Raw genomic sequence first — 26,377 nt, forward strand, 5'->3', positions numbered from 1 at the left:
ATCTTGGCCTCATGTCCATCGCTCGTCTCGACAGTCGCGCCCTGATCCGCGTCAGCGGCCCCGACGCCCGCCCCTTCCTGCACAATCTTCTGACTCAGGACGTGGAGACCCTGCAGCCGGGCGAGCTTCGCTTCGGCGCCCTGCTGTCGCCGCCGGGGCGGCTGCTGTTCGATCTGTTCATCTGGGGCGAGGAAGACGGCGTCATCCTGGATGTCGCGGCCGAGCGGCGCGACGCCCTGGTGCAGCGGCTGACGCTCTACAAGCTGCGCGCCCAGGTCGAGATCATGCCCATCCCCGACGCGGTTTTCGTCGCCTGGGGCGCAGATATTCCCGACGGCTTCGTCGCCGATCCCCGCCTGGCCGCCCTGGGCGGCCGCCGCTGGGGCGATCAGAGCGAGATCGACGCCGCCGAGAGCGACTGGCAGGCCCGCCGCCTGGCCCTGGGCGTGCCCGATCCGACCCAGGACGCCCTGATGGACAAGACCTATCCGATCGAGGCGGACTTCGACCTGCTGAACGGCATCGACTTCCACAAGGGCTGCTTCATCGGCCAGGAGACGACCTCGCGCATGAAGCGGCGCGGCACGATCAAGAACCGCATGATGGCCATCGCCTTCGACGGCCCCGCCCCCGAGCGCGGCGCCGAAGTGCTGAAGGGCGACCTGCGGGCGGGCGAAGTCATGACCGGCGCCGAGGGACGCGCCATCGCCCTGATGCGGCTGGACCGCATGGACGGCGCCCTGACCGTCGAGGGCCGCCCCGTGCGGGTCGAGAAGCCCGACTGGATTCCTGATTTGCAAGGCTAAATCCGGCAAAACGGAAAATCTGCTTGTCGTGATGTAAAAGCTGCTTGACGCAAACGCGACACCGTTGGTAAAGCTAACTTGTCAACACGACAGGGGAGCTTGTCATGAACACCGAGATCATCACCGTCGGCGCAGCCGCCGCCCGCAACAAGAAGACGATGGACGACCTGACCGTCGGCCTGTGCGCCCTGACCGTGGTCGGAGTCAGCGCTACCGCCGCCACGCCGTTCTGGCCCGAAGCCTGGGGCCGCGCGCCGTCGATCGGCGTCGTCGTCCTGGCCGCCGGACTGGCCGTCTTCCTGGCCCTGCACACCCTCTACTGGTGGCGCGCCCTGGATGAGGCCGCCAGGGAAGCCCACAAGTGGGCCTGGTGGTGGGGCGGCAACCTGGGCCTCGTCGCCGGCGGCGCGGCCGTCGTCATCGCCGCCCTGGCCGGCGTGAACCTGTTGCCCGCCGCCCTGCCCCACACGGATGCCGCCCTGATCGCCCTGGGCGTCGCCGCCGCCTTCGCCGCCCAGGCCGTCGGCTACGGGATCGCCTGGTGCGGCTGGTGGATCGCCCGCCGATGACCAGCGCCTTCATCAACCGCCTCAAGGTCTTCCGCGCCGAGCGCGACTGGACCCAGGCCGACCTGGCCGAACGCCTCGGCGTCTCGCGCCAGACCATCCAGGCGCTGGAGAAGGGTCGCTACGACCCGTCCCTGCCCCTCGCCTTCCGCATATCCCGCCTGTTCGGCCGGCCGATCGAAGCCATCTTCATCGCCTGATCGCCCCCTCCTTCAGACAAACCTCTCAAAACCAAGGACTTTGCAATGACCCTCGCTCACCGCATGGGCCAATCGGCCAACCATGTCTCGCGCTTCGCCGCCGGCCTTCTGGCGGCGCTGGCCGCCTCCGCCGCCTTGGCCGCCGCGCCCGGCGCCGCCCACGCCGAACCGACGATCCCTGTCCCGGCCGTCGCCCCCATCCCCCGCGCCGAGGGCGCCGGCCCGCCGCTGTGGGTGGTCAAGGATGCGGACTCCACCGTCTATCTGTTCGGCACTGTCCATCTGCTGCGTCCCGGCACGGCCTGGGGCTCCGACAAGGTGGACGCCGCCTTCGCCAGCGCCTCGGACATCTGGGTCGAGATCGCCGATCAGGACGACCAGGCCGTGGTCATGCCGGTGATCCAGCAGTACGGCGTCGATCCGTCCCGCCCCCTGTCGTCGGTCCTGTCGGCTGAGGACTTCGCCGCCTTCGACAAGATCGCCCAGGCCAACGGCGCGTCGGGCGCGGCCCTGGACGCCTATCGTCCCTGGCTGGCGGCCTTCATGATCTCCATGTCCGGCCCGACCGATGCGGGCTATCGGCCCGAGGCGGGCGTCGACAAGACGCTGATGGATCGCGCCAGAGCCCAGGGCAAGGCGCTGCACGGCTTCGAGACCGCCGACATCCAGGTGCGTCTGATCGCGGGCATGAGCGAAGAAGCCCAGATCGCCTATCTGAACCATTATGTCCGCAACACCGATCGCATCGTCGCCAATCTGGATGGAACCGTGGCCGCCTGGCTGGAGGGCGACGCCGCCGAAACGGGCCGCCTCAACCGCGCCAACACCCGCGACGTGCATGAAGACATCCACCGCGCCGCCCTGATCGATCGCAACGCCGACTGGACCAACCAGATCGAGACGATGATGAAAGGCTCCGGCACGGCCTTCGTCGCCGTCGGCGCCGCCCATCTGATGGATCAGGACAGCGTGATCGACATGCTGACCGCGCGCGGGTTCACGGTCGAGCGGCTGTAGGACGCCCTGCAGCACCCCATGAAGGCCCGGCGGAAACGTCGGGCCTTTTCGCTTGCGCCTCCAGAACATTGCAGCAACATCGCGCCATGACCGAATCCGAAAAGGCCGAGGGGCGCTGTGGCTGGTGCGGGACGACGGACCCGCTCTACATCGCCTATCACGACACCGAATGGGGCGTGCCGGAATACGATCCCCGCGCCCTGTGGGAGAAGCTGGTGCTGGACGGGTTTCAGGCCGGGCTGGCCTGGATCACCATCCTGCGAAAGCGCGAGGGGATGCGCGACGCCTTCGACGGCTTCGATCCCGAGATCATCGCCCGCTACGGCGATGCGGACCGCGCGCGCCTGCTGGCGGACCCGCGCATCATCCGCTCACGCGCCAAGATCGACGCCGCCGTCAACGGCGCCCGCATCTGGCTGGACATGCGGGACAAGGGCGAGGATTTCTCGGCCTGGCTGTGGTCCTTCGTCGACGGCAAACCGCTGGTGAACCAGTGGGACCATTTCCGCGAAGCCCCGACCCAGACCGCCGAAAGCCTCGCCATGGCCAAGGCCTTGAAGGCGCGCGGTTTCAAGTTCTGCGGCCCGGTCATCACCTACGCCTTCATGCAGGCGGTGGGCATGGTGAACGACCACCAGACGATGTGCTTCCGGCATGGAGAGGTTCAGCTTGGTGAAAATCCCAACGTCTGATTTCCGCCACCTGCAGTTGTCGGCTTTCGACCCATTGCAGACCCCGTCGTGGTCTGCTCAGGCTACGGCATGAAAGCAGACCGCTAGACCTCCGTGCCGACGGTGATGTCCCGGGTACAGGGAGCGGTCGGGGGAGGTAAGCGAAGTGGATCGTGGCAAATTTCTCACCGCCTTGGTGCCGGCAACGCTTGCATTGGGTCTGACCGGACTCTGCTTCGGACAAGCCAGGGCGCAGGAGCAGGCGGGTGATTTGAACTGGCGACCGAGCGTCGTCCGTCCCGCCTATCCAGCCGCCGAAGGCCCGCGCGTAGTTCTGGATGCCGCCCACGGAAGCCGTCAAACGATCGATGGTCGCTACGCGGGATTTGCCGCCTTGCTGCGAGCCGATGGGTATCTCGTCGAGGCGGGACACAAGGCGTTCGATCAGGCAGGTGCTCTTGAGGACGTGACCATCTTGGTCGTGTCGAACGCCGCATCGCCGGATGACGGCTCGCAACGGTCGTCCGCCTTCACGTATCCCGAAATCGAGTCCGTGGCTGCCTGGGTGGATCGTGGCGGCTCGCTGCTTCTGGTCGCCGACCACGCGCCTCACGGCACAGCTGCAGAGAGGCTAGCGGCCCGTTTCGGTGTGACCATGGGCAAGGGGTATGCGTTTGAGCAAACCGACGACGGCATCACGTCAAATCTGGATTTTCATGGCAGCGGCCTAGGTGTTCATCCGATTATTTCGGGCCGGGACAGCGCAGAGCAGGTCAAATGGGTTCACACCTACACCGGCCAATCGCTTCGGGGGCCGCTGGGTTCTGCGGTTCTGCTGGCGCTCAACGAGACAGCACGCGAAGCCGTCGATCAGCCTACTCTCGGCCAAATTTCTCGAAGAATACGAGATGGCGAGCCGGCCATAGATGTGTTCGCCGAATTGTCGCGTCCGGCGCTGCCGGCCCAGGGCCTGGCGTTTTCGTTCGGCCAAGGGCGCGTCGTCGTGCTTGGCGAGGCAGCAATGCTTACGGCGCAAATCCTCCACTTCCCAGACCAGCCAGAAGGAGAACCTTTCCGCTTCGGCTTGAACACCGATGACGGGCACGACAATCAGCAGTTTGCCCTGAATGTCATTCGCTGGCTTTCAGGAGTGCTTCCTCTAGGCCACGCTGACTAGGAACCCTGACTTCCGCTTCCCACCCACAGCTGACACTCGACACAGCCGCTTCTCACGAAACAACGAGACCCTACGACCGCCTTCCCCCGTGCCCCGGTTCGTGGCACTGACGCCCAATGCTCGCGCGTACCGTTCCCGCCAAGACCGACCGCCCCTTGCCCACCCTGATGCTGGAGTTGGAGGCGCGTGCGACCTGGAACGGTCACGTGTGCGGGGTGGATGAAGCCGGGCGCGGGCCGTGGGCCGGGCCGGTGTCGGCGGCGGCGGTGATCCTGAACGCCGACGACCTGCCGTCGGGCATCGACGACTCCAAGGCCCTGACGGAAAAGCGCCGCACGGCGCTGGAGCTCGAGATCAAGAGCCGCGCCGTGGCCTGGGGCGTCGGCTTCGCCTCGGTCGAGGAAATCGATGAGCTGAACATCCTGCACGCCACCGGCCTGGCCATGCGGCGGGCGGTCGAGGCCCTGGCCCATCCGCCGGCGCACGCCCTGGTGGACGGCAACTATCGCTTCCAACTGCCCTGCGCCGTGACCCCCGTGGTCAAGGGCGACAGCCTGTCCCTGTCCATCGCGGCGGCGTCGATCCTGGCCAAGACGGCGCGCGATCGGCTGATGATCGAGATGGATACGGTCTATCCCGGCTACGGCTTCGCCAGCCACAAGGGCTACAATGCGCCGATCCACCAGAAGGCCTTGCAGACGCTGGGCCCCTGCCCCGCACACCGGCGCAGCTGGGCGCCGATCAAGGCCCTGCTGGACGCGGCGTAGGCGGAAGACTCAGACCGACAGGGCGCCGCCCAGCAGCATCCCCATCAGGCCGGCCACGATCGCGCCGATCAGCAGGATGGTCCAATTGTCCAGCCCGCGGCCGCGCCGAAGCGACGGACGGGCCGGACGCAAGGTCTCGCCTCGGGCGTCGAAACCTCGAGAATCAAAGCGAGAAGCGGCGGGAGGAAGACCGGAAAGCGTACGCATACGGCCAAAACGGCGAGCGCCCGGCTTTCGTTCCCGTCACGCCGCGACCGGCAACTCCACAGGTTGCTGGGTGACCACGAAGAGATATTCCACATTTCTCAGCCGGCCGACCGAACCCACCTTCTGGCCCTTCAGATTGTGGATGCCGATGCGGGCGCCGACGTAGCGGGGACGCGGAATCTCGACCACCTGGACGTGGCCGCGCGCCGACAGCATGGCGGTCAGGTCGTCGCGGGTCAGATAGCCCTCGTCGTTGAAGCTGACGATCAGGTTCGGCGCCCTCAGCCGTTCGATGACGGTCTGCAGGGCCGGGCCGATGCCGGGCTTGGAGTTGAAGGCGGACTTGCGTGTCTTCACATCAACCCGCTTGCGCGCCACGCCATAGGTTTCCGGCTTGTCCCACAGCACCAGGCTTTCCCAGCAGTGGTAGTTGCCCAGGTAGGAGTGCTGGTTATAGGGCGGGTCCAGATAGACGAGGTCCGCCTCGACCTCGGCCGCCATCTCGACCGCGTCGCCTTGGGTGGCGAGGCACGGCCCGGCCGCCACGCCGGGCAACAGGTCCGGCAGGCGCAGCTCCAGCGGCTTCAGCGCGCGCGGCGCCCACTGCTTCATAAAGGCCATCTGCAGGCCCGCCGTGGAATCCACCCGGTCGGCCGCCTCCATCAGGGCGACCAGAGCCACCGCCTTCAACTCGGGCTCCAGCCCCATGGCCTCGATCCGCTCGCGCATGGCGTCGATGCGGGCGCCGTTGTCGGGATGGAAAAAGCGGGCCTCCTCGCAATAGGTCCTGGTGAACCAGCCCGGCGCAGGCGCCACGGCGCGCAGTTCGGCCAGCACGGCCTCGGCTCGCTCGGCCCAGGTCTCGCGATCAGCCTGGACATAGGCTGTGGCGAGGGCGTGGGCATAGGCGTTGTGATCATTGGACCAGACGCGGAACCCCTCGCGCTTCAGCGCATGGCCCACGCGCGCGGTGCCGGAGAATAGGTCGCAGACCGTCCCGCCCTGCGGCTGAGCCGCTCGCACCGCGCCGATCACCTGGCCCAGAAGCGCGCGCTTTGAGCCGATGTATTTGATCATTCCGTCCCGTCAGGTCCTGCGGGCGCGCTTCGCCCCTTGTCCGCTGCGGGGCGCAGCATGGGCCGGAGCATGGGCCAGACGCAACAGATTCGCCGCGCCGGGCGCGCCGAAAGGCGTTCCCGCCAGGATCAGGATGCGCTGCCCCGGCTCGGCCAGGCCATAGAGCATGGCCGCCTCGACGGCGTCATCGGTCAGGCCTTCCAGCGAGGTCGGCTGGTCGCCCAGACGCGGCTCCAGGCCCCAGACCAAGGCCAGGCGGCGCGCCGTCTCCGGCTTGGGCGTCAGGGCCAGGACCGGTTGCAGGGGCCGCTCGCGCGACATCCGCCGCGCCGTGCCCCCCAGGGTGGTGAACACAACCATGCAGGCGGTCGAGGAGGCCTCGGCCGCCTTCCTCGCCGCGGCGACCAGGGCGTCGACGTCGTGAATGTCCATGCCCGCATGATCGGCGTCCATCAGGCCCGGCCACAGGGGGTCGCGCTCCACCCGCTCCATGATTCGGTTCATGATGGTCACCGCTTCGAGCGGATAGTCGCCCGCCGCCGTCTCGGCCGACAGCATCAGGGCGTCGGCGCCCTCATATACGGCGTTGGCCACGTCCGAGGCCTCGGCGCGCGTCGGGGCCGGAGCGCTGGTCATCGACTCCAGCATCTGAGTGGCGACGATCGCGGGCACGCCGCGCTGGCGAGCGGCGCGCAGGATCTTCTTCTGGGCGACCGGCACTTCCTCGGGGTCCATCTCGACCCCCAGATCGCCGCGCGCGACCATGACGCCGTCGCAGTAGTCGAGGATGCTCTCCAGGTCGTTCAGCGCCTGGGGCTTCTCGATCTTGGCCAGGCAGGCGGCCTGGCCGTCGACGATCTGCTTCAGCTCGGCCATGTCCTCGGCCTTCTGCACGAAGCTGAGGGCCACCCAGTCGACGCCCAGACGCAGGGCGAAGGCCAGGTCCTCGCGATCCTTGGGCGTCAGGGCCGAGACCGGGATGACCGCCTCGGGCACCGCCACCCCCTTGCGGTCCGACAGTTTCGAGCCGCTCTCGACCGTGACGTCGCACCATTCGTCGGTGCGCTCGCCCACGCGCAGCCGCACCCGGCCATCGTCCAGCAGCAGCAGCATTCCGGTGCGCAACGCCTTGAAGATCTCCGGATGCGGCATCTGCACCCGCGTCTCGTCGCCGAGCGCCGGATTCAGGTCGAAACGCATCGTGTGGCCCGGCTTCACCTCGATCTCGACATCGGCGAAGCGGCCCAGGCGCAGCTTGGGCCCCTGCAGGTCGGCCAAGACGCCCAGCGGCCGCTTCAGGGCCATCTCGGCCCCGCGCACGGCCTTGAAGGCGGCGGCGTGGTCGTCGTGCGAGCCGTGGCTGAAGTTCAGGCGAAAGACGTCCACCCCCGCCTGGGCCAGCGCCTTGACCGTTCCCGGCGCGCGGCTGGCGGGTCCAAGGGTCGCGACGATGCGCGCGCGGCGGGCTCTTTGCATGAACGGGTTTCCTCTTATGGCTCTGACGGCCGGCGCCTCCCCTCAGAAGCGCTTCTCAGCCCTTTGTGCCAATGAAACGCGGGAGGCGTAAGAGCGCCCCCCGGCGCGGAAACACGAGTTTATGACCGCGAAACACGAAGTTACGGCCGCACTCCAGCCTACTTCGTCTCGCAGCGGCCCTTGGCGAACTGGGGCAGATCCATGCAGCGACCGTCGATCGGAGCGTCCGGCTTGACCCCGATCAGATTGGCCAGGGTCGGGGCGATGTCGATGGTGCGCATGGGCAGGAAGCGCTCCTGCCCCTGTGCGCCCGGCCACCAGAAGACGATGGGCACGCGGCGGTCGTAATCCCAGGGCGAGCCGTGGCTGGAGATGGCGCCGCCGACGCGGCCCTGGCCGGTCAGGCCCGACTGCCAGGCGCGCAGGATGTCGGGCGAACGGCCCGCCACGGCCGACAGGCGCAGGCGCTGGCGCAATGACAGCTCCTCTGGATTGTCGGAGGCCGGAACCGGCTCGGCCAGCAGTTCGTCGCGGGCGACGGCCAGGGCCACTTGCGGCTCGCCGTTCAGCAGCTCGATCGCCGCGGCCAGAACCTGCGAACGCAGCGGCTCGGCCAGCGACTTGCGATCCTTGTCGACGATGACGAAGCCGCCCCCCGAGGACACCACCGGATCTGCGTCCAGACCGAAGCGGGCCTTCAGCGCCGCGTTGACGCGCGGTTGCAGGGCGCGGTCCACTCGGCCGGCGTCGGGATAGCCCTCGACCGCCGAACGCTCGGGAAAGTCCGAACCGCCGTGGTCGGCCGTCAGAACGACGATGGCGCCGCCCGGAATGGTCGACAGCCTGTCCAGGAAAACGCCCAGCGCCGCGTCCAGACGCAGCATCTGCTCGCACATCTCCGGCCCCTGGGTGCCGTAGCTGTGGCCGATCCGGTCCGTGGCCGACAGGCTGACGCCCAGCATGTCCGTGACGCCGCGACGGCCCAGTTGCTGGCTGTCCAGCAGTTCGATTGCGCCCTCGATCGTCAGCTCGTCCAGGATGGGCGAGTTGTCGAGGCGGAAGTCGGCCGGCGGCACCTTGGAATCGAAGGTCTGGCCCGCGATGGTCCACCGCCCTTCCAGACGACGGCAGGCGGCGTTGGAATAGGTCCAGCTGGGCGCCTCTCGCGTGAAGCGGTCGATCATGCGGGCGTTCAGGGCCGTCACCGGGGCCAGACGCGCCTCAGCCGACTGGCCCGGCTCGACATAGGTGGTGAAGCCGAAATTGTCCGTCAGCCAGAAGGCGCCGTCCGCCTTGTGTCCGGCCAGGTTGATGGCGCCGCGATCCTTGCCCGACACGCCGTAGACGCGGCTTTCCGGGCTCTCCGTCTTCAGCCAGTCGCCCAGGGTCGAGGCGCTCAACTGCTCGGGGCCGACCGGGCCGTTGTCGGTGTTCTTGCCGTGGGCCAGGGTGTTCTGCGGCGCGGCCAGGCAATAAGTCTCCTGCCCCGTCGTCGTGTCGATCCAGTCGTTGGCCGGAATGCCGCTGCGCGCCGGATGGGCGCCGGTCAGGACGGTCGAGTGCCCGGCGCAAGTCACCGTCACGCCGTGGGTCTGATAACCGTTGATCGAGACCATGCCCTGATCAGCCAGGGTCTTCAGCCCGCCGGTGAACTGGCTGCGGTACTGATTGAACAGATTGGCGCTCAACTGGTCGACCACCACGGTGACGATCAGCGAGGGCGAGGCCCGTTCGGCCGCCGGCGCCGTGATCGCGGGCTGGGCCGCCGTCTCCGTCGCCTGCGCGGCTGCGTTCACGGCGACGAGGCCCAAGGTCAGGCCCAGGGCGGAGGCGAGAAGGCGGCTGCGGATCATCGGAAACACCAAGCGAAGCATAAGGTCATCGAACCCCTACGCCGCCGCCATGACGGGGCCAAGACAGCGCGGCCATGAAAAAAGAGGGAGGCCGCAGCCTCCCTCGGGACTTCAGATCATCGGCTCGCCACGCCGGCGGGCCTCCAGCCACTCCCGGAAGAAGGCGCGGGCGATGAAGGCGAGCACGCCCGCGACGATGACGGGCCACATCAGAACATAGGCGGTGAGCCAAAAGGCGCTCATGGCGATCTCCTGTTAGCGGGATTGAGGAAGCTGTTGTTCGGCGCCGATCGCTGCGCGCGCCGACGCGGTCGCAAGGTCTTCGCCTTCCTCCACGTCGAAGTCCCCGGTCATGCGGGCGATGCGCGAGAAGTCGAAGCCGGTCCGGTTGGACAGGGACATGACGGTGCAGACCACGGTGCTGACGGCATAGGCGATCAGCGAACCGCTCAGCACGGCATAATCATGCAGGAAGCCGATGGCGAAGGGCGCGACGGCCAGGGCGGCGATCACCCCGACGATCCGCGCCAGGCGCGCGCCGAAGAAGCCGAAGGTCATCAGGCCCGCGACCACGCCGACGCCGACCACGGCGACGACATCGAAGACATAGCCGACCGCGCCGTCCATCGGGATCCAGCCGAACCGCACGGGGAAGAAGAGCGCCAGCGCCGCCAGCACCGAGACGGTGAAGGCCTTGTTGGTCACCTTCTCCCAATAGAAGCTGGCGATGACGGGGAAGACCAGCGCGCCCCAGATGGCGCCGACCAGGACCAGCAGGTCCAGGATGTTCATGCGGGCTCCGGCGAAATAGAGGGCCGCGCCGGTGGCGATGACCATGGTCGCCCGCCCGACGGTCAGCATCAGGCGCGGATCGGCCTTGCGCTTGCCCGCCCGGCCATAGACGTCGGCCATCATGATCGACGACAGGGCCGACAGATCGGAGTCCGCTGTCGAGGCCAGCGACCCGATGATCATGATGAAGAAGATGCTCAGCAGCACCGGCCCGAAATAGGTCCCGGCCAGTTGCGGGATCAGGTTGTTGAGGTCGCCCTCCATCGGATTGATCCCGGCATACAGGGCCACGACGCCCAGCATGCCGATGCCGATGATCGTCGCCCCATAGCCGATGGTGGCGGTGATGAAGGTCGGCTTGATCAGGTCCTCGCGCACGGCGAACAGGCGCTGGGCGATGGTCTGGTTGCCGATGGCGTAGGCCAGGACGGCGGCGATATAGGGCGCGCCCTGGTTCAGGAAGGCGTCGGACGAGAAGAAGCTGGTCTGCTGCGGCGTCAGGTTGGACGCGCCCTCAACAAAGACGGCCGGGCCGCCCATGGCGAAGAAGATGGCCGGGATGACCACCACCACGGCGCCCAGCATGGCGCACACCTGAATGAAGTCGGTCAGCACCGAGGCCCGGAACCCCGACCACAGGGTGTAAAGCAGCACGCCGCCCGCGATGACGACGATGCCCTGGCTGAAGCTGAACGGCGACAGCATGGCGATCAGGGCGCCGCCGGCGATGAAGTTGGACGTCAGGCTGATGACGCTGCCCAGGATGTTGGACCCCGCCAGCATCAGTTGGCTGGAACGGCCGTGCCGGGCGTACATGACCTCGGCCAGGGTGTGGGCGCGCGGCGCCACGGCGCGGATGCGGCGGCCATAGGGGTAGATGAACAGGATCATCAACGCCCCCCACAACCCATAGTGGATCGGCCCCGATATGCCGTAGACATAGCCCGAGGTGGCGGACGCATACATCGACGCCGCCCAGATCCAGGTCGCCGTCATCGAAGCGGCCGAGACGCCCAGACCGATGCCGTTCCCGGCCGTCATATAGGCGTCGGCGTTTTCCTTGCGTCGGCTGATCCTCAGAGAAATCAGCATGGTCAGGCCGAAAAACAGCACCAGGAGGCCGACCGTCAGCGGCCCGCCCAATTGTTGAAGTTGTACGTCGTCCACGCGCGCCTGCGCTCCTGTCTCTTCTACTTCCGGCGAGCCCCCGGCCCGCCATCCGCGCAGCCGCAAAGACGCCGCCGCGCCACAGGCGCAGGCAGACGGAATGTCACGGTTGCGTTCGCGCCCGACATGAATGCCCGGCGCAATGAAAGGCGCGTCGAGCGCGCCGGCGCGGCCAAACCCCTCAAGCCACGAGAAGAGACCTTAATACACCAACGGCAAAGCCGAGATAAAGTTTTTGTGCAATGCGGTAGGCTTGACAGAAATTCGGCTCATTTCACTAAAATGAAAGGAGGAGAAACTCACGATCATTCATCACGATCTAAAAGGCATTGAATATCGACTGAAATCATATTCATGAGAATCTATACTTTTATCGCAATGAATACCAAATCAGCATGAAGAATTCGGCAAAGGACGAAAGCTGTATTCATCCAGCGTCGGCAGAGCGACGCCCCCGCTGGCTTGCGGCGCCGCCCCAGGCCCGATCGAATACGCAAAACGCCTGCGTTCACGAACGCAGGCGCTGAAACGGCCTCATAGACGCAGTCGTCTTATGGGCAGAGCCGGATCACGTCCGGCCGATAGTGGTGCAAGCGGCGGGAATCGAACCCGCACGACCGAAGTCGAGCGATTTTAAGTCGCCAAGGCCCTGAGGGATTTCAAGCGCATATCGGGAACGCGGCGCTCTCACGGCGCTCGCACGATTTTTAGTCCTCTCGAATAGCCGGATCGGCCGGCCGCCCCTGATGAGAACAAAGGCGGAACAATTGACTCGCCAAACGCCGACGCCATGCCCTGTCCGGCATCACGCGCAAGGTCGTCGATCAGACGCAGTTCGTCGCCGCGCGGATCGAGATGCCAGCCCGGATCGCCGCCATCTGAAAGACTTCGAAAAGCTGCGGGCCTTGCATAATTGCAATCATCAACAAGCTCGCGCCCATCGAAGCCTGCACGCCAATATCCGCTATCTGCCGGGACATATTGAGCCCCTCGTTCGCGGTCAGGCGGAATCCAGACCGCACTTCGGCAAGGTGCGTACGATAGGCTGTCATGTGAGCGTCTTGCTGGACGAGTGTGTCGTTCAGGCCTTCCAGATGCTGGCGGTAAGCGAGCACGTGAGCGTCGGCCTGGGCCACCGCCGCTCCCCAATCCTCGCCGCCGCCGCCCCTCCCATTGTGTCCTGAACAGTGCGAAAACTGGCGCTGTAGAAGCTGACGGCGGCCGTCGCCTCTGCTGTTTCCCGGGCCACCGCCTGGGTAGCAGCGACCTGTTGGACCGACGCCCCGACCACACCTTGCTGAACTCGCTGAAGCTCCAGCAGTTCGCGAACGGAAGCGTCAATGGATGTGAGCGTCGGGAGTAGAGCATTGCCGAGCCCTCGCGCAGCCACGGACAGACTGTCTGTGGCGCGCTCGGCCGACACAGCCGACTGTTCGAGAGAATCCAGGCGCTGATCGGCAACCGCGGCCTCTTCCGAAGATATACGAATGCCCAGCTCGGCAAGGTCAGCCATGGAGCCTCCAAAGAAAAAGGCCCGCCGGAGCGAGCCTTGTTCGAATTCTGTTCAGGGTGACTAAAGAACGTCGATCTGACAAACACCGCCAACTGGTGGGAGGCACGTTGTGCAGGTCAACTTAGGCGACGAGAAATTTGAGCTTATCTTGAAGGACACATTGTCCCGCACTGTGGACTGGCTGAAGTTCGCTGAAACCAAAAATGCCGCGCTGCTCACCTTCTGCTCCGCCTGGCTTCTCGCAATGGGCGGCCTTGCGTTTAGCGGCAGAGAGGTTGGCGACCACACTGAAGTAGCATTGGCGATCTCTACTCTTTTGCTCGTATTCGCTATTGTCTTCGCAATACGATCTCTGGTGCCGCGTATCCCTGCGCTATCGGCTATCGCACCCACTCACCGTTTCAACACTTTATTTTACGGCGACATTGCTGACCTAGATAAGCAATACTTCAATCACGTCAAATATCTATACAAAACGCCCGCAAATTATCATCGCGATCTCTGCGACCAGATCGTAGTGAATAGCAAGATTGCGCGGGACAAGTTTCGCATGTTCAAATATGGATCGTGGTTCGCAACATTGTCATTACTGACTTTTGTCGTGATCAACTACGCCTCAATCCTACTGAGCTTCATCCCCAGCTCTTGATCCCGCCAAGCTTACAATTTGGCTGATTGCAACCTTCGGATCTAGCTGACCAGCCTCATCAGTAGGGCTTGATTGCTTTTCCGCCTCTTCTTCTGATTCCTTATCAGGCAGAACTTCAAACGCGTAGTTCTCGGCCAACGCCGCAAGCTTCTCTTCATAATCAGTGGGCCACACAGTAATCTGCGCCTCCGTTTCGGAGAAGATAAACGGCGGAAAAGTGTAGGCACTAGTCACAGAAAAGAACTGCGCACAAAATTTATGGATGTCATCGTTCGTGGTGGTTCGAGGCACCAGAAGCTTGTCCTCAAGCCTTTCCAACTCCCCCTCTTTGGCCATGTCGAGCCAAAAGATTGGATAACTTGCCCCGCCAAAGACACCCTTCAAGGGTGTGGCGCCTGCATAATGAAGGGCGGGCAGGCGATTATGGTCGTGCGCCGGCCTGTTCGTCATAGAAAGTATGTAGGCTACGCCGACACTAACAACGAACCTCCTGGCAGTTGCTTGGGTAGCTAGTCGAAATCCGATATCAATAGATGGACCAACATAATCTACAGTAAATCCGTCTACATTATCGCCACTATAACGACGCTCTAGGATCCCGCCGCTATCTTTATAGTAATTTACAAGCTCCGATATATCAGCCGTAGCCGAGGTCGCAACTACAACTTCCTTGTTCATTACAGGGAAGCCTGCGGTCCAGGCTGTACATTTAACGTCAAGCCTAGGATCGATCGTTTTTACGAATGCGCGCGCCATGTCCACGGCCTTTAGCCAGACTGAAAGCGTGCAGGCCAGTTGACGGTTATCCGTCAGGTGTTTGGCGAAGACGATCTCATCGCCGATCACTTTCCAAAGCTCTGGTTTGGGGCCCCAAGGCGTTCGTGATTGATCTTCCCGCTCGGCCGCTTCCCAAGCCTTCGAGAACTCTCGCTGGGTTTCCAGGTAAAATCCTTGGATTACCGGAAACCACTCACTACTGGCCTTCGCGATGCTACGGGGAGACTGCTTTAGCGCAGTCGAGCCAACGATGTCAGCGCTCAGGAACAGGCGCAATCTCGGCTTTAAGAACTCTGGATAGCCCTCCATCGCAGACTAGAGGAGCCTTAAATCCTGGGCACGCACCTCAACTGCCCGTCGAGACACGTTGTATTCTCTCGCAGTTAGGGCAACATCACTCCCATTCCGCATGAAAGAAGCCTTGAACGATGCGGAGGGCATGAGGAATGCAGCGGCAAACCAATTTGCCTCCCACTCTATCCGGTTACTTCCTTTGCGAAGAGCCATAATGCGGTCCGCACTCAAGGAACCGATGTGCTTCGGATATACGTAATGGACGTAATAATGGCCCAACTCGTGGGCAACCGTGAATCGATCACGCAGCAGGCTAGTGTGAGAAGGAACGATGATCGTGAAATCTGCAGGACCGTCTACAAACAGACTGCCCGATTGCTCTGGATCTTCGAGGAGAGTATTTTCAATACGAACTCGCCCCCCAAGCTCTCCACCAACGCTGAGAGGTCCGCTTCCGGTTTATAGTTGAGGCTGGACGACACGTCCTCTGCGAAGCCGTGGATCACAGGCTTTGTTAGCCAGGACGGCTCCGCTTCTCGATATCCGGCGCGTGCGATCATGTCTGCCCAAGCGTGATTCTCAGCGAATTATGTTACCGTTTCGGTTAGCAAAACGCTAATGTTTATTGTTTGTTCCTATTGACCAAGGCAACCTGTTGATTTGGTTACGACTTGCGGGCCACCCCTCGCCTCTTCCTCAGTCATGGTGATCTCCCGGCAACCTCCTGCATAACCCCGTTAGTTGACAGACGGACTATTAACGGTAGCGTCACTATCAGGCTATCCGAACGGAGATCTCGCAATGACCAAGCTTCCTGCCTTGGCGCTATCGGCGCTGCTATTTTCCGCTACGCCGGCACTTGCCCAATCCTTCACTCCGAGCTCAGGGCCAGCCACAGGCGCTGGGACTCTGCATGTGACAAGCCCTCTTGGGTCGAACTATTGCGCAACATCGTTGAGCGGAAACATTCTAACTTCAAGCACTGCCGAATTCACATCAGTGAAATTTAGCGGGGGCATAAATTGCGCATCGACTTCAGAATTTAAAATGGACAGTGAAAACTATTCCAGGAAACTCGTCCTATGTGAAAGTTAACATCCATATGTTCACAACCAGCGGATCTTGTAGGGGCGATGTAGTCGTTCAGATGAGTTCTGGGACTTTGCGCCTCTTCAATGAGACAGTGCCCGCAGCATTCCCCAGCACTATACCGTGCAAGTTGGACGGTAATTTAAATCTGAACTTCTCGATCTAACGCCCACCCCTCCTCAGACATGGCCCCGCCGATCACACAAAGATCATTGGTATTTAACTGCACAACCTATGATCGTTCCCCTGCCTTCGGGAGGAAGGCTCATAGGAGGAATACCCATGAAGAAAATCGTGCATCTCGCCCTTGCCGCGGCTTTGGTCGCCTCTTCAGCGATCGGCGCCACAACTCTTGTTCCGACCAGCGCGTCAGCCGCTGTAGCGATGGAAGAGCCCTGGGCCGTCATCACCTACATTCGCGGCGGCCAGCCCGTCGGTTACACGGAGCTCTACTGCAACAGCCCCGACCTATCCTACGGGGATACGACCAACTACGATTATTCGGTTTGGACGACCTACTCCATGTGTCCCTAAGCTGATCCGCGCCTGATCAGCTCGTTCAGATGAAAGCCCCTTGGCCAATGTCGAGGGGCTTTTTTCGTGGTGTCGAGGAGAAAAGGGCACCCGTAAGGATCGGCCGCGGTCATGGTGATCGCCTTGGGGAAGCGAACTTAGGGCTGTTCCTTCGTGCCCCGGTCCGCTGCCTGCTTGGATCGATCCTGGGCCGATCGCTTCTCGATCTGCGTCATGTGATGATCCATCATCGTGAGCGGGCGCACCACATGGCCCCTGCGCGTCAGCCACGATGAGACCTTCCAGGCCGCCACCACGAATGCGGCCAGCGCCAAGGCGACGATGACAGCCCCCACAACTGTAGGCTCATTCACGGCCAGACTCCGGCGCCGCCTGACCTACTGCCTGATACAGCTCCCCCAGGGCCTCCAGCACGGCGTCGGCCTTAGCCGCTAATTCCGGCGTCTGTGCGATCGCCGGATGTTGGCGGACATGAGTTTCCACGATCGTTTCAGCCATGTGCGTTGCGTGTAGGGCTTCGACCCAATGGCCGTCGTTCAGAGTTTCCGTCATTTCTGTAGCCTATCGTGAAATGGAACGGTCGCCCCTGTCATGGCGTCGCAGCGGCGTCACCTTTCTGCTTTTTACGGGCCGCCAGGCCCCGAAGCATCCCGGCTATACCCTTGCCGTTCCGCGCGTTGATCTGACTGGTGGGGTTCGCTTCGCCGAGCGCGATAGCGCGGGCGTGGTCATCGATCCGACGAATGAGCAGAACGTCTCAAGGGGAGAGGCTTGCGCAGGTAGATCGGTTGAAGGCCTCGATTTCGAAATAGCTGATTGGCGCGATCACTGGAGCCACCGGCCGCGTCGCAGCCAGTCTGGCATAGCAGCGCCAGACGTGTTCAAGAGGGCGCGGAAACGGAGGCAGTTCACGCTTGTTCGCCTGCACCGCCCCCGCGTAGGCAATCAGCTCTTCCGCGAGGCCTTCGTGAAATTTGCCCGATCACCGATGAAGGCGCGGACTTGGTCGCGGATCCATGGGAAGCGACGGTAGAGGGCCTTTGCTGCATCCGAAGAGAACTTCACAGGCTCGCCATCAACCACGATGCCGCTCCAAGCAACGGGGGCGACGGCGAACTTGTTGATCTCGTTTGTGCGGCTCATCTCGGCTGTGACGGATTGGCCAGAACCGGCCGTCCCGCGGAGAAACTGGTTGGCATTGCGGTTGTTGATCTGAGTGACGACGTCGGAGTCCTCACCCAACAGCGTAAGGGTGACGGGCGAACCGTCTTCCTGGAGCACCGGATTGCCGGCAGGATCGCGCAGCTCCAGAAGCGCGCCTTGGTTCGCCAGTTCGGCAGTGTCGAGGGTGGAGAGATCCATGATGGTGTCCTGTCAAAAGGACGGCCGGGCGCGACCCGACCGTTGAGTTATAGGGGAGAGCTGGAAGGTGGCGTTACGGCGTGCCCGCTTCGGCCGGGACTTCGTGGATGTCGGTGTCGATGGCTCGCTGAAGTCTTCTGACGTGACCGGCGCGCCACCACGGTCAATGGCTATCAGTCGATTCTAGACACTCACGTAAAGCCTCATCCGATCGCCAGGAAGCGCCTTTCAGAACTGCGCGCGCCGATGATCCAGGGATTGTTGGACGACATCGTCAAGCAGACTGGATCAACTTCGACCGCTCGGCGGGTTCGACGCTCCGGCCACGCCACGCTCAAAATGACGATGGACACCTACAGCCACCTTTGGCGTGACGAAGACGAAGACGATGCCATCGCGCAGGCCAGCGAACGAGATCATCAGCCAAGGGAACGCCTGACGAACATTGCTGCGCTCTCGCGGCGCTCGGAGTGCGCGGGAGTATTCGGAAGCTGTCGGAAAGGTGTGATAATTCAATGGGGTGGCGAAAAGAGACCAAAAGGCCCTTTTCGCCCGCCCCAACGGGCATAACCCATTGAAAACATTAATGGTGCGAGCGGCGGGAATCGAACCCGCACGACCGAAGTCGAGCGATTTTAAGTCGCTTGCGTCTACCAGTTCCGCCACGCTCGCGGCGTGCGCCTCAGCGCTTGGCCTCCTGTGCCGCACGGGCGGCCCGGAAGTCCACATCTGAATCGGCGATCAGGCGCACCAGGGCCGCCCAGGCGGCGACGTTCTGGGTCATCTGGGCCGGGTCGATCTTGTCCAGGGTGTCGTCGGCCGTGTGGTGCAGGTCGAAATAGCGCGTGCCGTCCTGGCGCAGGCCGAAGACCGGAACGCCCGCCTGGGCCAGCGGGCCGATGTCGACGCCGCCGAACAGCTCCGCCTCGCCCGGCAGCACGCCCAGGGGATGCAGGACCCGCAGGGCGATCTTGGCGAAGTCTGTGTTCTGCGAACCGGGCGGCAGGCCGAGGGCGTAGACGCGGTCGGCGCCGAAATCGCTCTCGCCGGCGACGACGTGCTTCTCGACGCCCGCGCCGATGTTGCGGACATAGGCGCCGCCGCCGTTGCCGTGGTCGGTCGGCTGGGCGACCTCTTCAGAGCCGTACAGGACCACACGAACCGTACGGGCCGGTCGGCCCTGCTCGGCGATCAGCTTGGCCGCCGCCAGGGTGATGGCGCCGCCCGCCGCGTCGTCGATGGCGCCGGTTCCCAGATCCCAGCTGTCCATGTGCGAGCCCAGGACGATGATCTCGTCCGGACGCGAGGCGCCGACGATGTCGCCGATGACGTTCTGGCTGACGGTCTCATAGGTGCGGGCGGTGGATTTCAGGCGCAGGCGCACCGTCTCGCCCATGCCGACCAGACGCGCTACCTGATCGGCGTCCGGGGCGCTGAGCGCAAACGACGGCAGCGGCACCTTGCCGTCGACATAGCGGGTGGTGCCGGTGTGCGGCATCCGGTGTTCGTCCGACCCGGCCGAGCGCATGATGAAGGCGACGGCGCCGCGCTTGGCGGCCTCGGACGGCCCCTGGCTGCGCAGACGCGACAGGGGACCATAGCCCGAGCCGTCCTGCATCCGCACCATCTGGCCGCCGTCGACCATGGCGATCTTGCCGTTCAGCGATCCGGCGGCCGCCGCCAGCAGCGCATCCAGGCCGTCGAAGAAGACGACGTCCGCCTCGATCCCCTCGGCGGGGGTGGCGATGGAGTGGCCCAGGGCGGCGGCGACCAGCTTCTGAGGCCGGGCGCCCAGGATTTCAGCGCTCTCCTCGCCCCGCTCCCAGCCGACCAGGGGGAAGGTTTCGATGCGGACGTTCTGGAAGCCGTGCGCGCGCATGTAGTCGGCGGCCCAGGCGGAGGCGTCCTGCTCGGCGCGAGAGCCCGCTGGGCGCGGGCCGAAGCGGGTGGTGATCTGGGTGACGTAGTCGAGGGCGATATTGCCCTTCAGCGCCTGGTCGCGCACCTGTTCGGCGGCGCGGATGGTCCCGGCGTCCTGGGCCAGAACCGGCGTGGCGATCAGGCCGAGCGCCACAGCGCTGGCGGCCATAAGACGAGCATTGAACGACAAGTGCGCCTCCCCAACTCAACAATGAGGCGCGGACCCTAGCGGGCGAAGCCTGCGACCGAAAGTCTCAGCTTCGCCGCCAGGACGGAAATCACTCGCCCTTGATGAAGGGCTCGACCGGGCCTTGCAGCTTGACGGTCAGGGCCTTGCCGCGACGGTCGACGCGATTGCCGACGGCCAGACGCACCCAGCCTTCCGAGACGCAGTATTCCTCGACGTTGGTCTTTTCCTCGCCCTTGAAGCGGATGCCTACGCCGCGCGCCAAGAGTTCGGCGTCGTGGAAGGGGCTGTCGGGATCGACCGAAAGGCGGTCAGGCAGGGCGTCGGACATGGAGAGGTCTCGCGAAAAATCGAAGCGGGCTGAATAGCCGCGCAAGGCCTGTGCGACAACCGTCGCCTATTGCACCGACTGGCGCGCGGCGGCCGGGGCGTCGGCGGCGACCGCCGCATAGGGGCGCGGACCGGTCTCGACGGGCGCCGGCGCCTTGGCCGCGGGTTGCGCCGCCGGGCGAGCGGCGGCGGGCGTCGGGGTGCGACGCGGCGCGGTCTGCTGCGCAGCGCGAGTCGGCGCGGGCGCAGGGGCGGCGGCGGGCTGAGAGGCAGGCTGGGCGGCAGGCGTCGGAGCGGGCGCAGCCTCGGTCGGCGCGGCCACGGCGGCGGCGCGGGCGGCGTACTGCTGGGCCTGGAAGCGTTTGGCCAGCTTTTCGGTCAGTTCGCGCGCGGCGGCGGGCTGCATCTGGGCCATGATGGCGGCCAGGGTGCGCGGGCGCATGGCCGAGGCGACGGGCAGGCGCACGCTGTCGTCCAGAGTGGCGAAGACGGCCGCCGCCTCCTTGGGCCGCATGGCGGAATAGACGGCGACCAGACGATCGGCCTCGGCCTTTTCCTTCTCGTCGACCTGGCCGACCAGGGCGCTGATCTCGCCCTTGAGGGCCTCCAGCGCCTGCAGCTTGGCGTCCAGCTTCTGCTCGGCGGCCACCATCAGCGGCAGGGTGGTGGCGAAATCGGCGTCGCGCGCGTCCAGCTGGTCGCGGCGCTTGGACAGGGATTGGATGATCCGCAGTTCAGCCGGAGAAATGCCCGCCTGCTGAGCCAGTTGTTCGGGCGTCAGAGCGCAGACGGCGGGGGCGGGCCTGGCCTCGGCCTTGGCCCCCTCGCCTTCCCCGGCGACCGCCTCCTGAGCCCAGGCGGTCGCCCCCTGGAACAGGTCCGGCGCCACGCCCGCGGCGCGCACGGCCACGACGCCGCCGATGGCGACGGCGATCAGGGGCAGAAGGCGAGGCAGCTTGCTCATCGGTCAAACTCAGCGAACGGTTCGGCGCCAAACACGCCGGGTAGGAAAAACTTCGCCCCTCACGTCGTCCGACACCGCGTGTCGGACATAGGGCGCTTAAAGGCATCAAGCAGCGAAAAGGTCGTCGTCCAGACTACGGCGGGCGCGGTTTAGGCTCTGTTGCGCAGCATGGTTAGCGGCCAGGGCCTGCATCACCGGCGAGGCGCGCTCGGCGACAGGCGCGGGCTTCGGCGACGGCGCCTTCATGACCGCGCGCGCGCCTTCGATGCGCTCCATCAGCGAGGCCATGCGGCGCGCGCGGGCCTCGTCGTCCAGCAAGGGCGCGACCGAAGAGGTGCGGACGGGTTCAGCCTCGACAACCGACTCCATCTCGACCGGCGCGCGGGCGGCGGCGCGGCGTTCGTCCTCGCGCGTCTCGATGCGGCTGTCGGCCGGGCGGGCCGGGGCGCGGGCGATCAGCACTTCCAGCTCCTGCTTCACGGCGCGGGCCTTGATGATGCGGTCGTGCAGCAGGTCCGTCTCCTGGCCCGAGGCGCGCAGGGTGGCCAGGGCCTGTTCGGCGCGGCCGGCGGCGCTGTTCAGCTCGGTCACGGCGGCGGCGAAGGCCAGCTGGCCCTCGCGCAGGGTCTTGAGCTTGCGCTCCAGCTTGATGCCGTAGCCGATGGCGGCGACCAGCAGCAGCATGAGAATGGAGTCGAGGATGATGCCGGTCATGTCAGCTGTTCCCTCTGGCGATGCGGGCGGCGGCGTCGGTGCTGATGGGTCCCTCGACGCGGACGGCGATGTGCTGACCCTTGCGGCCCATGCGGCCGGTCGTCAGTGGGATGGAGCCCGCGCGCACCGACACCTCGGACTCAGGGCTCACGTTCAGCATCAGGGTGTCGCCGACCTTCAGATCCAGCACCTTGGACAGGGGCATCTGCTGCTCGTCCAGCACGCAGCGCACCTCGGTCTCGGTGGTCCAGAGCTCGGTGGCCAGGTGGCCTTCCCAGATGTTGTCGCGGCCGAACTTCTCGCCCATGAACTGCTGCAGCAGCATCTTGCGGATGGGCTCCAGCGTCGAATAGGGCAGCAGCAGTTCGACGCGGCCGCCGCGATCTTCCATGTCGATGCGCAGCTTGACCAGAATGGCGGCGTTGGCCGGACGCGCGATGGCGGCGAAGCGCGGATTGGTCTCCAGCCGGTCCAGGTTGAAGTGGACGGGGGTCAGGGGCTCGAACGCCTGGCGCGCGTCGTTCAGGATGACCTCGACCATCCGCTGCACCAACGCCCGCTCGATGGTGGTGTAGGGCCGCCCTTCGATACGCAGGGCCGCCGTCCCGCGACGCCCGCCCAGCAGGACGTCGACGATCGAATAGATCAGGTTGGAATCGACCGTCAGCAGGCCGTAGTTGTCCAGCTCCTCGGCCCGGAACACCGCCAGGATGGCCGGAAGCGGGATGGAGTTCAGATAGTCGCCGAAGCGGATGGAGCTGATGGTGTCGAGGCTGACCTCGACGTTGTCGGAGGTGAAGTTGCGAAGGCTGGTCGTCATCAGCCGCACCAGGCGGTCGAAGACGATCTCGAGCATCGGCAGGCGCTCGTAGGAGACCAGGGCCGAGTTGATGATGGCGCGGATGCCGCTGCGCTCGGCGTCGTCGCCGCCGCCCATGTCGAAGCCCAGCAGGCTGTCGATCTCGTCCTGGTTCAGCACCCGTTCGGACAGGGTCGCGCCCGGATCGGCGCCCAGGTCCGCTTCGCCGCCGAAGGGGTCCAGTTCGTTGTCGGGAGCCAGGGTGTCCGTCATCCCTACTGCACCAGCATCTCTTCGATCAGCACGGCGTCGACCTTGCCCGGCGCGGCGATCAGGTTGACCCGGCGCAGGATTTCGGCGCGCAGCTGATAGGACCCGGCCGAGCCGGCCAGATCCTCAGGGCGCAGTTCGCGCAGGAAACCCTGGAACATGTCCTGCATCCGCGGGGCCTCGGCCTGCAGGTGCGAGGCGACGGCGGCGTCCTTCATCTCCAGCGTCAGGCGCAGCTTCAGATAGGTCGGGCGACCGTCGACCGACTGAATGTTCACGATCATGTCGGGCAGGGTGTAGAAGGTCACGCCGTCGGGTCCGGCCGCCACCTTGCCCGCCCCGGTGGCCGCCTCGCCTTCCTTGCCGCCGTCCCCGTGCCCGCCCTTCTTCTCTTCCTTGGCAGGGGCCGCGTGGCCGCCGGCCGCCTCGGCGGGCTTGGGCTTCATCATCAGGAAGGCGGTCGCGCCGCCGCCGCCCAGCACCACCAGGGCCGCCGGGATGATGATGAACAGCAGCGGGATCTTCTTCCTGGCGGGCGCGCCGTCATCGCCGCCTGCCCCTTCGGCGCCGTCGCTCACGGCAGGCAGGTTCGCGTCGTCGCCGGCCGGCGCCTCGCTCTTCTTCTTGCCCAGCTTCAGTTTCAGCATGCGTAAGCCGCCCCGATCCTCACATGCCGGGTGTGGGCCGATTTTGGTTAACGAGGCGTTTACGATCGGCAAATCCTGCCGGGCGCCGAACCGTCGAAAACCGCTCAAAGCCCCATTCCACGGGCGTTAACCCTGTTGGCACGGTCGTTGCGTCGCACAGCGGCGAAAGGAGCCGCCTCGTGGAAAACGCCGCCTATATCGGACTGTCGCGCCAGATGACGCTTCGCCGCGAACTGGACATCGTGGCCAACAACGTCGCCAACGCCGACACCACCGGCTTCAAGGTCGAGCAGCTGATGGTCGGGACCGAGATCGGCCAGCGCGCCCGCAACGACGCCATCCGCCCCTCGGCCAGCTTCGTGCTGGACAAGGGGGTGGGCCGCGACTTCGGCCAGGGCTCGCTGAAGCAGACCGGCCGCGACCTGGACTTCGCCATCGAGGGCGAAGGCGCCTTCTTCACGGTGCAGACCCCGACCGGCCCCGCCTATACCCGCGACGGCGCCTTCGTGACCGATCCCGAAGGCCGTCTGACGACCAAGCAGGGCCTGCCCGTCCTGGCCGACGGCGCCGAAATCGTGCTGGACCCGCAGCGCGGCCCCGCCAGCGTCGCCCACGACGGCACGATCAGCCAGGAAGGCCAGCCCGTCGGCCGCCTGACCGTGGTGCGTTTCGACGCCCTGTCAGTGCTGCAGAAGTCCGGCGAGGGCCTGTATCGCAACGCCTCCAACGCCCAGCCGATGGACGCGACCGACGCCCAGGTCCGCCAGGGGATGCTGGAAGGCTCGAACGTCAACACCCTCGTGGAAATCACCAACCTCATCGAGATCAGCCGCGCCTATGAGCGCGTGACCAAGATGATCGAGAACGCCAACGACCTGTCACGCCGCTCCGTCGAGCGGCTGGGCCGGGTTTCGTAAGGGAGAGCTGAGACATGCGCGCGCTTCGCACCGCCGCCACCGGCATGGCCGCCCAGCAGCTGAACGTGGAGGTCATCTCCAACAACATCGCCAACATGAACACGGTCGGCTTCAAGCGTCAGCGGGCCGAGTTTCAGGACCTGCTGTATCAGAACGTCGAGCGCATGGGGGCCCAGTCCTCGACGCAGGGCACCGTGGTGCCGACCGGCATCCAGATCGGCTCGGGCGTGAAGGCGGGCAGCGTCTATCGCATCACCGAACAGGGCAGCCCGAACCGCACCGGCAACACCTACGACATCGCCATCCAGGGCAAGGGCTACTTCCAGATCACCCTGCCCTCGGGCGAGCTGGCCTATACCCGCGCGGGCAACTTCACCGTCAACGGCGAAGGGCAGCTGGTGACCGACGACGGCTATGCGGTCGAGCCGGCCATCGCCATTCCCCAGGACGCCCTGGACATCTCCATCTCCAAGTCCGGCCAGGTTCAGGTGACCACCGAAGGCCAGCCCGAACCCCAGGTCGTAGGCCAGCTGGAACTGGCGACCTTCTTCAACGAGGCGGGCCTGGAAGCCATCGGCGACAATCTGCTGCTGGAGACGGCGGCCTCGGGCCCGGCCACGGTCGGAGCGCCGGGCGAGGTCGGCTACGGCACCCTGCTGCAACACTATACCGAGGCGTCGAACGTGGACGCGGTCAGCGAGATCACCGCCCTGATCGTGGCCCAGCGCGCCTATGAGATGAACTCCAAGGTCATCACCACCGCCGACGAAATGCTGTCCGTCTCGACCCAGTTGAAGAACTAAGGGGAAGGCTGAGCCATGACGCGCGCCCTGATCCTCGCCGCAGCCTTGACCGCCTTCGCCGCCCCGGCGGTCGCGGGCCCGGTCAGCCTTCGGTTCGATCCGGTCGACGACGACGGCCGCATCACCCTGGGCGAGCTGTTCGACGAGGCCGGCGCCGCCTCAGGCGTGGTGGTCGGCCGTCGCGTCGGCGCCACGGCCGTTCTGGAGGCCTCGCAGGTGCAGATCGCCGCCCGCCGGGCCGGACTGCAATGGAGCAACCCCAACGGTCTGCGCCGCATCGTGGTGCGCGAAGGCGGGGCGCTTCCCAGCGAGGCTTTGGCGGCGGAGGCCTCGGCCCGTCCCGCCGCCGCCAGCGTCGGCGCGCCAGCCCCTGTGTCGGCCCGCGCAGGCGTCAATGTCGAGGTTCTGACCTACGCCCGCAGTCTGGCGGCCGGGGACGTGATCCAGCCCGAGGACGTGATCTGGGCTTCGGTCCAGTCGCACCTGGCCCCCGCCGGCGCGCCGCAGGACGCCGAGGCGGTGATCGGCCTCGAGGCCAAACGCGCCCTGCGCGCCGGAACGCCCGTCGGTCCGCGCGACCTGGCCTCGCCCCAGGTGATCGCCCGCAACGACATGGTCGAGGTCGCCTACATCAACGACGGCGTCGAGCTGACCGTCACCGGCAAGGCGACCCGCAACGCCTCGGCCGGCGAGGCCGTGCCGATCCTGAACGTCCAGTCCAACCGCACCATCGACGCCGTGGCGGTCGCCCCCGGCCGGGCCGTCGCCGGTCCCGCCGCCCAGATCGCCCGCCGCAACCCGCAACAGTTCGCCGCCCGTTGAGCGAGAGTTC

General features: G+C 65.3%; 33 protein-coding genes and 2 tRNA genes. 13 read left to right on the forward strand and 22 right to left on the reverse strand.

What is annotated here, in order from left to right:
* Window positions 1–11 precede the first annotated feature (11 nt).
* From ygfZ to rnhB, 7 genes are all read left to right on the forward strand, one after another.
* Window positions 12–806: a CAF17-like 4Fe-4S cluster assembly/insertion protein YgfZ gene (gene ygfZ / locus AC52GN_RS11200; RefSeq protein ID WP_496527091.1), complete on the forward strand. Its 795-nt coding sequence runs from the start codon at window positions 12–14 to the stop codon at window positions 804–806.
* A gap of 104 nt (window positions 807–910) precedes the next feature.
* Complete coding sequence (locus tag AC52GN_RS11205; RefSeq protein WP_496527092.1) at window positions 911–1,375, forward strand: hypothetical protein; 465 nt, start codon at window positions 911–913, stop codon at window positions 1,373–1,375.
* Entirely contained in the window at window positions 1,372–1,572 is a 201-nt protein-coding gene (locus AC52GN_RS11210) for a helix-turn-helix transcriptional regulator (RefSeq protein ID WP_291776841.1), read from the forward strand. Before AC52GN_RS11205 ends, AC52GN_RS11210 begins: the two co-directional genes overlap by 4 nt.
* Window positions 1,573–1,617: 45 nt before the next feature.
* On the forward strand, window positions 1,618–2,589 hold the full coding sequence (locus AC52GN_RS11215; RefSeq protein WP_496527093.1) for a TraB/GumN family protein: 972 nt from the start codon (window positions 1,618–1,620) through the stop codon (window positions 2,587–2,589).
* 86 nt (window positions 2,590–2,675) lie between these two features.
* Window positions 2,676–3,281 carry a DNA-3-methyladenine glycosylase I gene (locus AC52GN_RS11220; RefSeq protein WP_496527094.1) on the forward strand — a complete coding sequence of 202 codons (606 nt, stop codon included), beginning with the start codon at window positions 2,676–2,678 and terminating at the stop codon, window positions 3,279–3,281.
* Window positions 3,282–3,426: 145 nt separating this feature from the next.
* Window positions 3,427–4,437, forward strand: a complete 1,011-nt coding sequence (locus AC52GN_RS11225) for a DUF4350 domain-containing protein (RefSeq protein ID WP_496527095.1) — start codon at window positions 3,427–3,429, stop codon at window positions 4,435–4,437.
* A gap of 116 nt (window positions 4,438–4,553) precedes the next feature.
* A complete protein-coding gene (gene rnhB / locus AC52GN_RS11230; RefSeq protein ID WP_496527096.1) occupies window positions 4,554–5,204 on the forward strand; it encodes a ribonuclease HII in 651 nt (216 codons plus the stop codon).
* Between the two features lie 9 nt (window positions 5,205–5,213).
* Here rnhB and AC52GN_RS11235 read toward each other — a convergent pair whose 3' ends face one another.
* The 9 genes from AC52GN_RS11235 to AC52GN_RS11275 all read right to left on the reverse strand — a co-directional run bounded on the left by AC52GN_RS11235 (window position 5,214) and on the right by AC52GN_RS11275 (window position 13,289).
* Window positions 5,214–5,336, reverse strand: a complete 123-nt coding sequence (locus tag AC52GN_RS11235) for a hypothetical protein (protein ID WP_312219813.1) — start codon at window positions 5,334–5,336, stop codon at window positions 5,214–5,216.
* 111 nt (window positions 5,337–5,447) lie between these two features.
* The gene (locus tag AC52GN_RS11240; protein ID WP_343828754.1) at window positions 5,448–6,488 is read right to left on the reverse strand and encodes a DNA adenine methylase; all 1,041 of its coding nucleotides are present in this window, start codon (window positions 6,486–6,488) and stop codon (window positions 5,448–5,450) included.
* A 9-nt stretch (window positions 6,489–6,497) separates the two neighbouring features.
* Window positions 6,498–7,964, reverse strand: a complete 1,467-nt coding sequence (gene pyk, locus AC52GN_RS11245) for a pyruvate kinase (protein ID WP_312219815.1) — start codon at window positions 7,962–7,964, stop codon at window positions 6,498–6,500.
* A 158-nt stretch (window positions 7,965–8,122) separates the two neighbouring features.
* Window positions 8,123–9,817, reverse strand: coding sequence for an alkaline phosphatase family protein (locus AC52GN_RS11250; RefSeq protein ID WP_496527097.1), 1,695 nt, complete (start codon window positions 9,815–9,817; stop codon window positions 8,123–8,125).
* A 111-nt stretch (window positions 9,818–9,928) separates the two neighbouring features.
* Entirely contained in the window at window positions 9,929–10,060 is a 132-nt protein-coding gene (locus AC52GN_RS11255; RefSeq protein ID WP_291776856.1) for a putative transporter small subunit, read from the reverse strand.
* Window positions 10,061–10,072: 12 nt separating this feature from the next.
* The gene (locus tag AC52GN_RS11260) at window positions 10,073–11,776 is read right to left on the reverse strand and encodes a sodium:solute symporter family protein (RefSeq protein ID WP_496527098.1); all 1,704 of its coding nucleotides are present in this window, start codon (window positions 11,774–11,776) and stop codon (window positions 10,073–10,075) included.
* Between the two features lie 585 nt (window positions 11,777–12,361).
* Window positions 12,362–12,476, reverse strand: a tRNA-Leu gene (locus AC52GN_RS11265).
* A 124-nt stretch (window positions 12,477–12,600) separates the two neighbouring features.
* Window positions 12,601–12,828 (reverse strand): phage tail length tape measure family protein, encoded by a 228-nt coding sequence (locus tag AC52GN_RS11270; protein ID WP_496527099.1) that lies wholly within the window; start codon window positions 12,826–12,828, stop codon window positions 12,601–12,603.
* Window positions 12,829–12,857: 29 nt separating this feature from the next.
* Window positions 12,858–13,289, reverse strand: a complete 432-nt coding sequence (locus AC52GN_RS11275) for a hypothetical protein (protein WP_496527100.1) — start codon at window positions 13,287–13,289, stop codon at window positions 12,858–12,860.
* Between the two features lie 109 nt (window positions 13,290–13,398).
* On the opposite strand from AC52GN_RS11275, the gene AC52GN_RS11280 reads away from it, so the two are divergent.
* Window positions 13,399–13,938, forward strand: coding sequence for a Pycsar system effector family protein (locus tag AC52GN_RS11280; protein ID WP_496527101.1), 540 nt, complete (start codon window positions 13,399–13,401; stop codon window positions 13,936–13,938).
* Here the strand turns inward: AC52GN_RS11280 and AC52GN_RS11285 are convergent.
* Together AC52GN_RS11285 and AC52GN_RS11290 are read right to left on the reverse strand one after the other, a co-directional pair.
* Complete coding sequence (locus AC52GN_RS11285) at window positions 13,912–14,991, reverse strand: hypothetical protein (RefSeq protein WP_496527102.1); 1,080 nt, start codon at window positions 14,989–14,991, stop codon at window positions 13,912–13,914. The genes AC52GN_RS11280 and AC52GN_RS11285 overlap by 27 nt on opposite strands.
* 39 nt (window positions 14,992–15,030) lie before the next feature.
* The gene (locus AC52GN_RS11290; protein ID WP_496528805.1) at window positions 15,031–15,417 is read right to left on the reverse strand and encodes an ImmA/IrrE family metallo-endopeptidase; all 387 of its coding nucleotides are present in this window, start codon (window positions 15,415–15,417) and stop codon (window positions 15,031–15,033) included.
* A 393-nt stretch (window positions 15,418–15,810) separates the two neighbouring features.
* Here AC52GN_RS11290 and AC52GN_RS11295 point away from each other — a divergent pair, with 393 nt between their 5' ends.
* Window positions 15,811–16,104: a PraA/PraB family alkane oxidation protein activator gene (locus AC52GN_RS11295; RefSeq protein WP_496527103.1), complete on the forward strand. Its 294-nt coding sequence runs from the start codon at window positions 15,811–15,813 to the stop codon at window positions 16,102–16,104.
* Window positions 16,105–16,380: 276 nt separating this feature from the next.
* Window positions 16,381–16,632, forward strand: a complete 252-nt coding sequence (locus tag AC52GN_RS11300) for a hypothetical protein (RefSeq protein ID WP_496527104.1) — start codon at window positions 16,381–16,383, stop codon at window positions 16,630–16,632.
* A gap of 137 nt (window positions 16,633–16,769) precedes the next feature.
* Here AC52GN_RS11300 and AC52GN_RS11305 read toward each other — a convergent pair whose 3' ends face one another.
* The 11 genes from AC52GN_RS11305 to AC52GN_RS11355 all read right to left on the reverse strand — a co-directional run bounded on the left by AC52GN_RS11305 (window position 16,770) and on the right by AC52GN_RS11355 (window position 23,825).
* Window positions 16,770–16,967: a hypothetical protein gene (locus AC52GN_RS11305; protein ID WP_496527105.1), complete on the reverse strand. Its 198-nt coding sequence runs from the start codon at window positions 16,965–16,967 to the stop codon at window positions 16,770–16,772.
* Window positions 16,968–16,977: 10 nt separating this feature from the next.
* Window positions 16,978–17,184, reverse strand: coding sequence for a hypothetical protein (locus tag AC52GN_RS11310; protein WP_496527106.1), 207 nt, complete (start codon window positions 17,182–17,184; stop codon window positions 16,978–16,980).
* Between the two features lie 205 nt (window positions 17,185–17,389).
* Window positions 17,390–17,560: a phage tail assembly chaperone gene (locus tag AC52GN_RS11315; RefSeq protein WP_496527107.1), complete on the reverse strand. Its 171-nt coding sequence runs from the start codon at window positions 17,558–17,560 to the stop codon at window positions 17,390–17,392.
* 17 nt (window positions 17,561–17,577) lie between these two features.
* The gene (locus AC52GN_RS11320) at window positions 17,578–17,994 is read right to left on the reverse strand and encodes a hypothetical protein (protein WP_496527108.1); all 417 of its coding nucleotides are present in this window, start codon (window positions 17,992–17,994) and stop codon (window positions 17,578–17,580) included.
* A gap of 587 nt (window positions 17,995–18,581) precedes the next feature.
* A tRNA-Leu gene (locus tag AC52GN_RS11325) sits at window positions 18,582–18,666 on the reverse strand.
* A gap of 10 nt (window positions 18,667–18,676) precedes the next feature.
* Window positions 18,677–20,083, reverse strand: coding sequence for a M28 family peptidase (locus tag AC52GN_RS11330; RefSeq protein WP_496527109.1), 1,407 nt, complete (start codon window positions 20,081–20,083; stop codon window positions 18,677–18,679).
* Between the two features lie 109 nt (window positions 20,084–20,192).
* On the reverse strand, window positions 20,193–20,432 hold the full coding sequence (locus tag AC52GN_RS11335) for a DUF3297 family protein (protein ID WP_024354808.1): 240 nt from the start codon (window positions 20,430–20,432) through the stop codon (window positions 20,193–20,195).
* Window positions 20,433–20,498: 66 nt separating this feature from the next.
* Window positions 20,499–21,395 (reverse strand): MotE family protein, encoded by an 897-nt coding sequence (locus AC52GN_RS11340; protein WP_496527110.1) that lies wholly within the window; start codon window positions 21,393–21,395, stop codon window positions 20,499–20,501.
* 105 nt (window positions 21,396–21,500) lie between these two features.
* Window positions 21,501–22,109, reverse strand: coding sequence for a DUF6468 domain-containing protein (locus AC52GN_RS11345; RefSeq protein ID WP_496527111.1), 609 nt, complete (start codon window positions 22,107–22,109; stop codon window positions 21,501–21,503).
* Window position 22,110: 1 nt separating this feature from the next.
* Complete coding sequence (fliM, locus tag AC52GN_RS11350) at window positions 22,111–23,181, reverse strand: flagellar motor switch protein FliM (RefSeq protein WP_291776873.1); 1,071 nt, start codon at window positions 23,179–23,181, stop codon at window positions 22,111–22,113.
* Window positions 23,182–23,183: 2 nt separating this feature from the next.
* Complete coding sequence (locus AC52GN_RS11355) at window positions 23,184–23,825, reverse strand: flagellar basal body-associated FliL family protein (RefSeq protein ID WP_312218445.1); 642 nt, start codon at window positions 23,823–23,825, stop codon at window positions 23,184–23,186.
* Between the two features lie 179 nt (window positions 23,826–24,004).
* Here AC52GN_RS11355 and flgF point away from each other — a divergent pair, with 179 nt between their 5' ends.
* Genes flgF through flgA form a run of 3 tightly spaced genes read left to right on the forward strand, consistent with a single transcriptional unit; the run spans window position 24,005 to window position 26,367 of the window.
* The gene (gene flgF, locus AC52GN_RS11360; protein WP_312218447.1) at window positions 24,005–24,742 is read left to right on the forward strand and encodes a flagellar basal-body rod protein FlgF; all 738 of its coding nucleotides are present in this window, start codon (window positions 24,005–24,007) and stop codon (window positions 24,740–24,742) included.
* 14 nt (window positions 24,743–24,756) lie between these two features.
* Window positions 24,757–25,545 (forward strand): flagellar basal-body rod protein FlgG, encoded by a 789-nt coding sequence (flgG, locus tag AC52GN_RS11365; RefSeq protein WP_496527112.1) that lies wholly within the window; start codon window positions 24,757–24,759, stop codon window positions 25,543–25,545.
* A gap of 15 nt (window positions 25,546–25,560) precedes the next feature.
* Complete coding sequence (flgA, locus tag AC52GN_RS11370) at window positions 25,561–26,367, forward strand: flagellar basal body P-ring formation chaperone FlgA (RefSeq protein ID WP_496527113.1); 807 nt, start codon at window positions 25,561–25,563, stop codon at window positions 26,365–26,367.
* The last annotated feature ends 10 nt before the right edge of the window (window positions 26,368–26,377 follow it).

The sequence above is a fragment of the Brevundimonas sp. SS2672 genome (assembly GCF_059579685.1).

Coding starts and splice junctions, on each gene's coding strand:
- AC52GN_RS11330 (WP_496527109.1), bottom strand. CDS start 20,083: ATGGCCGCCAGCGCTGTGGCGCTCGGCCTGATCGCCACGCCGGTTCTG.
- AC52GN_RS11320 (WP_496527108.1), bottom strand. CDS start 17,994: ATGGATCTCTCCACCCTCGACACTGCCGAACTGGCGAACCAAGGCGCG.
- flgA (WP_496527113.1), top strand. CDS start 25,561: ATGACGCGCGCCCTGATCCTCGCCGCAGCCTTGACCGCCTTCGCCGCC.
- AC52GN_RS11250 (WP_496527097.1), bottom strand. CDS start 9,817: ATGATCCGCAGCCGCCTTCTCGCCTCCGCCCTGGGCCTGACCTTGGGC.
- AC52GN_RS11335 (WP_024354808.1), bottom strand. CDS start 20,432: ATGTCCGACGCCCTGCCTGACCGCCTTTCGGTCGATCCCGACAGCCCC.
- fliM (WP_291776873.1), bottom strand. CDS start 23,181: ATGACGGACACCCTGGCTCCCGACAACGAACTGGACCCCTTCGGCGGC.
- AC52GN_RS11345 (WP_496527111.1), bottom strand. CDS start 22,109: ATGACCGGCATCATCCTCGACTCCATTCTCATGCTGCTGCTGGTCGCC.
- ygfZ (WP_496527091.1), top strand. CDS start 12: ATGTCCATCGCTCGTCTCGACAGTCGCGCCCTGATCCGCGTCAGCGGC.
- AC52GN_RS11220 (WP_496527094.1), top strand. CDS start 2,676: ATGACCGAATCCGAAAAGGCCGAGGGGCGCTGTGGCTGGTGCGGGACG.
- flgG (WP_496527112.1), top strand. CDS start 24,757: ATGCGCGCGCTTCGCACCGCCGCCACCGGCATGGCCGCCCAGCAGCTG.
- AC52GN_RS11310 (WP_496527106.1), bottom strand. CDS start 17,184: ATGACGGAAACTCTGAACGACGGCCATTGGGTCGAAGCCCTACACGCA.
- AC52GN_RS11300 (WP_496527104.1), top strand. CDS start 16,381: ATGAAGAAAATCGTGCATCTCGCCCTTGCCGCGGCTTTGGTCGCCTCT.
- AC52GN_RS11340 (WP_496527110.1), bottom strand. CDS start 21,395: ATGAGCAAGCTGCCTCGCCTTCTGCCCCTGATCGCCGTCGCCATCGGC.
- AC52GN_RS11275 (WP_496527100.1), bottom strand. CDS start 13,289: ATGGCTGACCTTGCCGAGCTGGGCATTCGTATATCTTCGGAAGAGGCC.
- AC52GN_RS11205 (WP_496527092.1), top strand. CDS start 911: ATGAACACCGAGATCATCACCGTCGGCGCAGCCGCCGCCCGCAACAAG.
- pyk (WP_312219815.1), bottom strand. CDS start 7,964: ATGCAAAGAGCCCGCCGCGCGCGCATCGTCGCGACCCTTGGACCCGCC.
- AC52GN_RS11270 (WP_496527099.1), bottom strand. CDS start 12,828: ATGACAGCCTATCGTACGCACCTTGCCGAAGTGCGGTCTGGATTCCGC.
- AC52GN_RS11295 (WP_496527103.1), top strand. CDS start 15,811: ATGACCAAGCTTCCTGCCTTGGCGCTATCGGCGCTGCTATTTTCCGCT.
- AC52GN_RS11355 (WP_312218445.1), bottom strand. CDS start 23,825: ATGCTGAAACTGAAGCTGGGCAAGAAGAAGAGCGAGGCGCCGGCCGGC.
- AC52GN_RS11215 (WP_496527093.1), top strand. CDS start 1,618: ATGACCCTCGCTCACCGCATGGGCCAATCGGCCAACCATGTCTCGCGC.
- rnhB (WP_496527096.1), top strand. CDS start 4,554: ATGCTCGCGCGTACCGTTCCCGCCAAGACCGACCGCCCCTTGCCCACC.
- AC52GN_RS11255 (WP_291776856.1), bottom strand. CDS start 10,060: ATGAGCGCCTTTTGGCTCACCGCCTATGTTCTGATGTGGCCCGTCATC.
- AC52GN_RS11210 (WP_291776841.1), top strand. CDS start 1,372: ATGACCAGCGCCTTCATCAACCGCCTCAAGGTCTTCCGCGCCGAGCGC.
- AC52GN_RS11240 (WP_343828754.1), bottom strand. CDS start 6,488: ATGATCAAATACATCGGCTCAAAGCGCGCGCTTCTGGGCCAGGTGATC.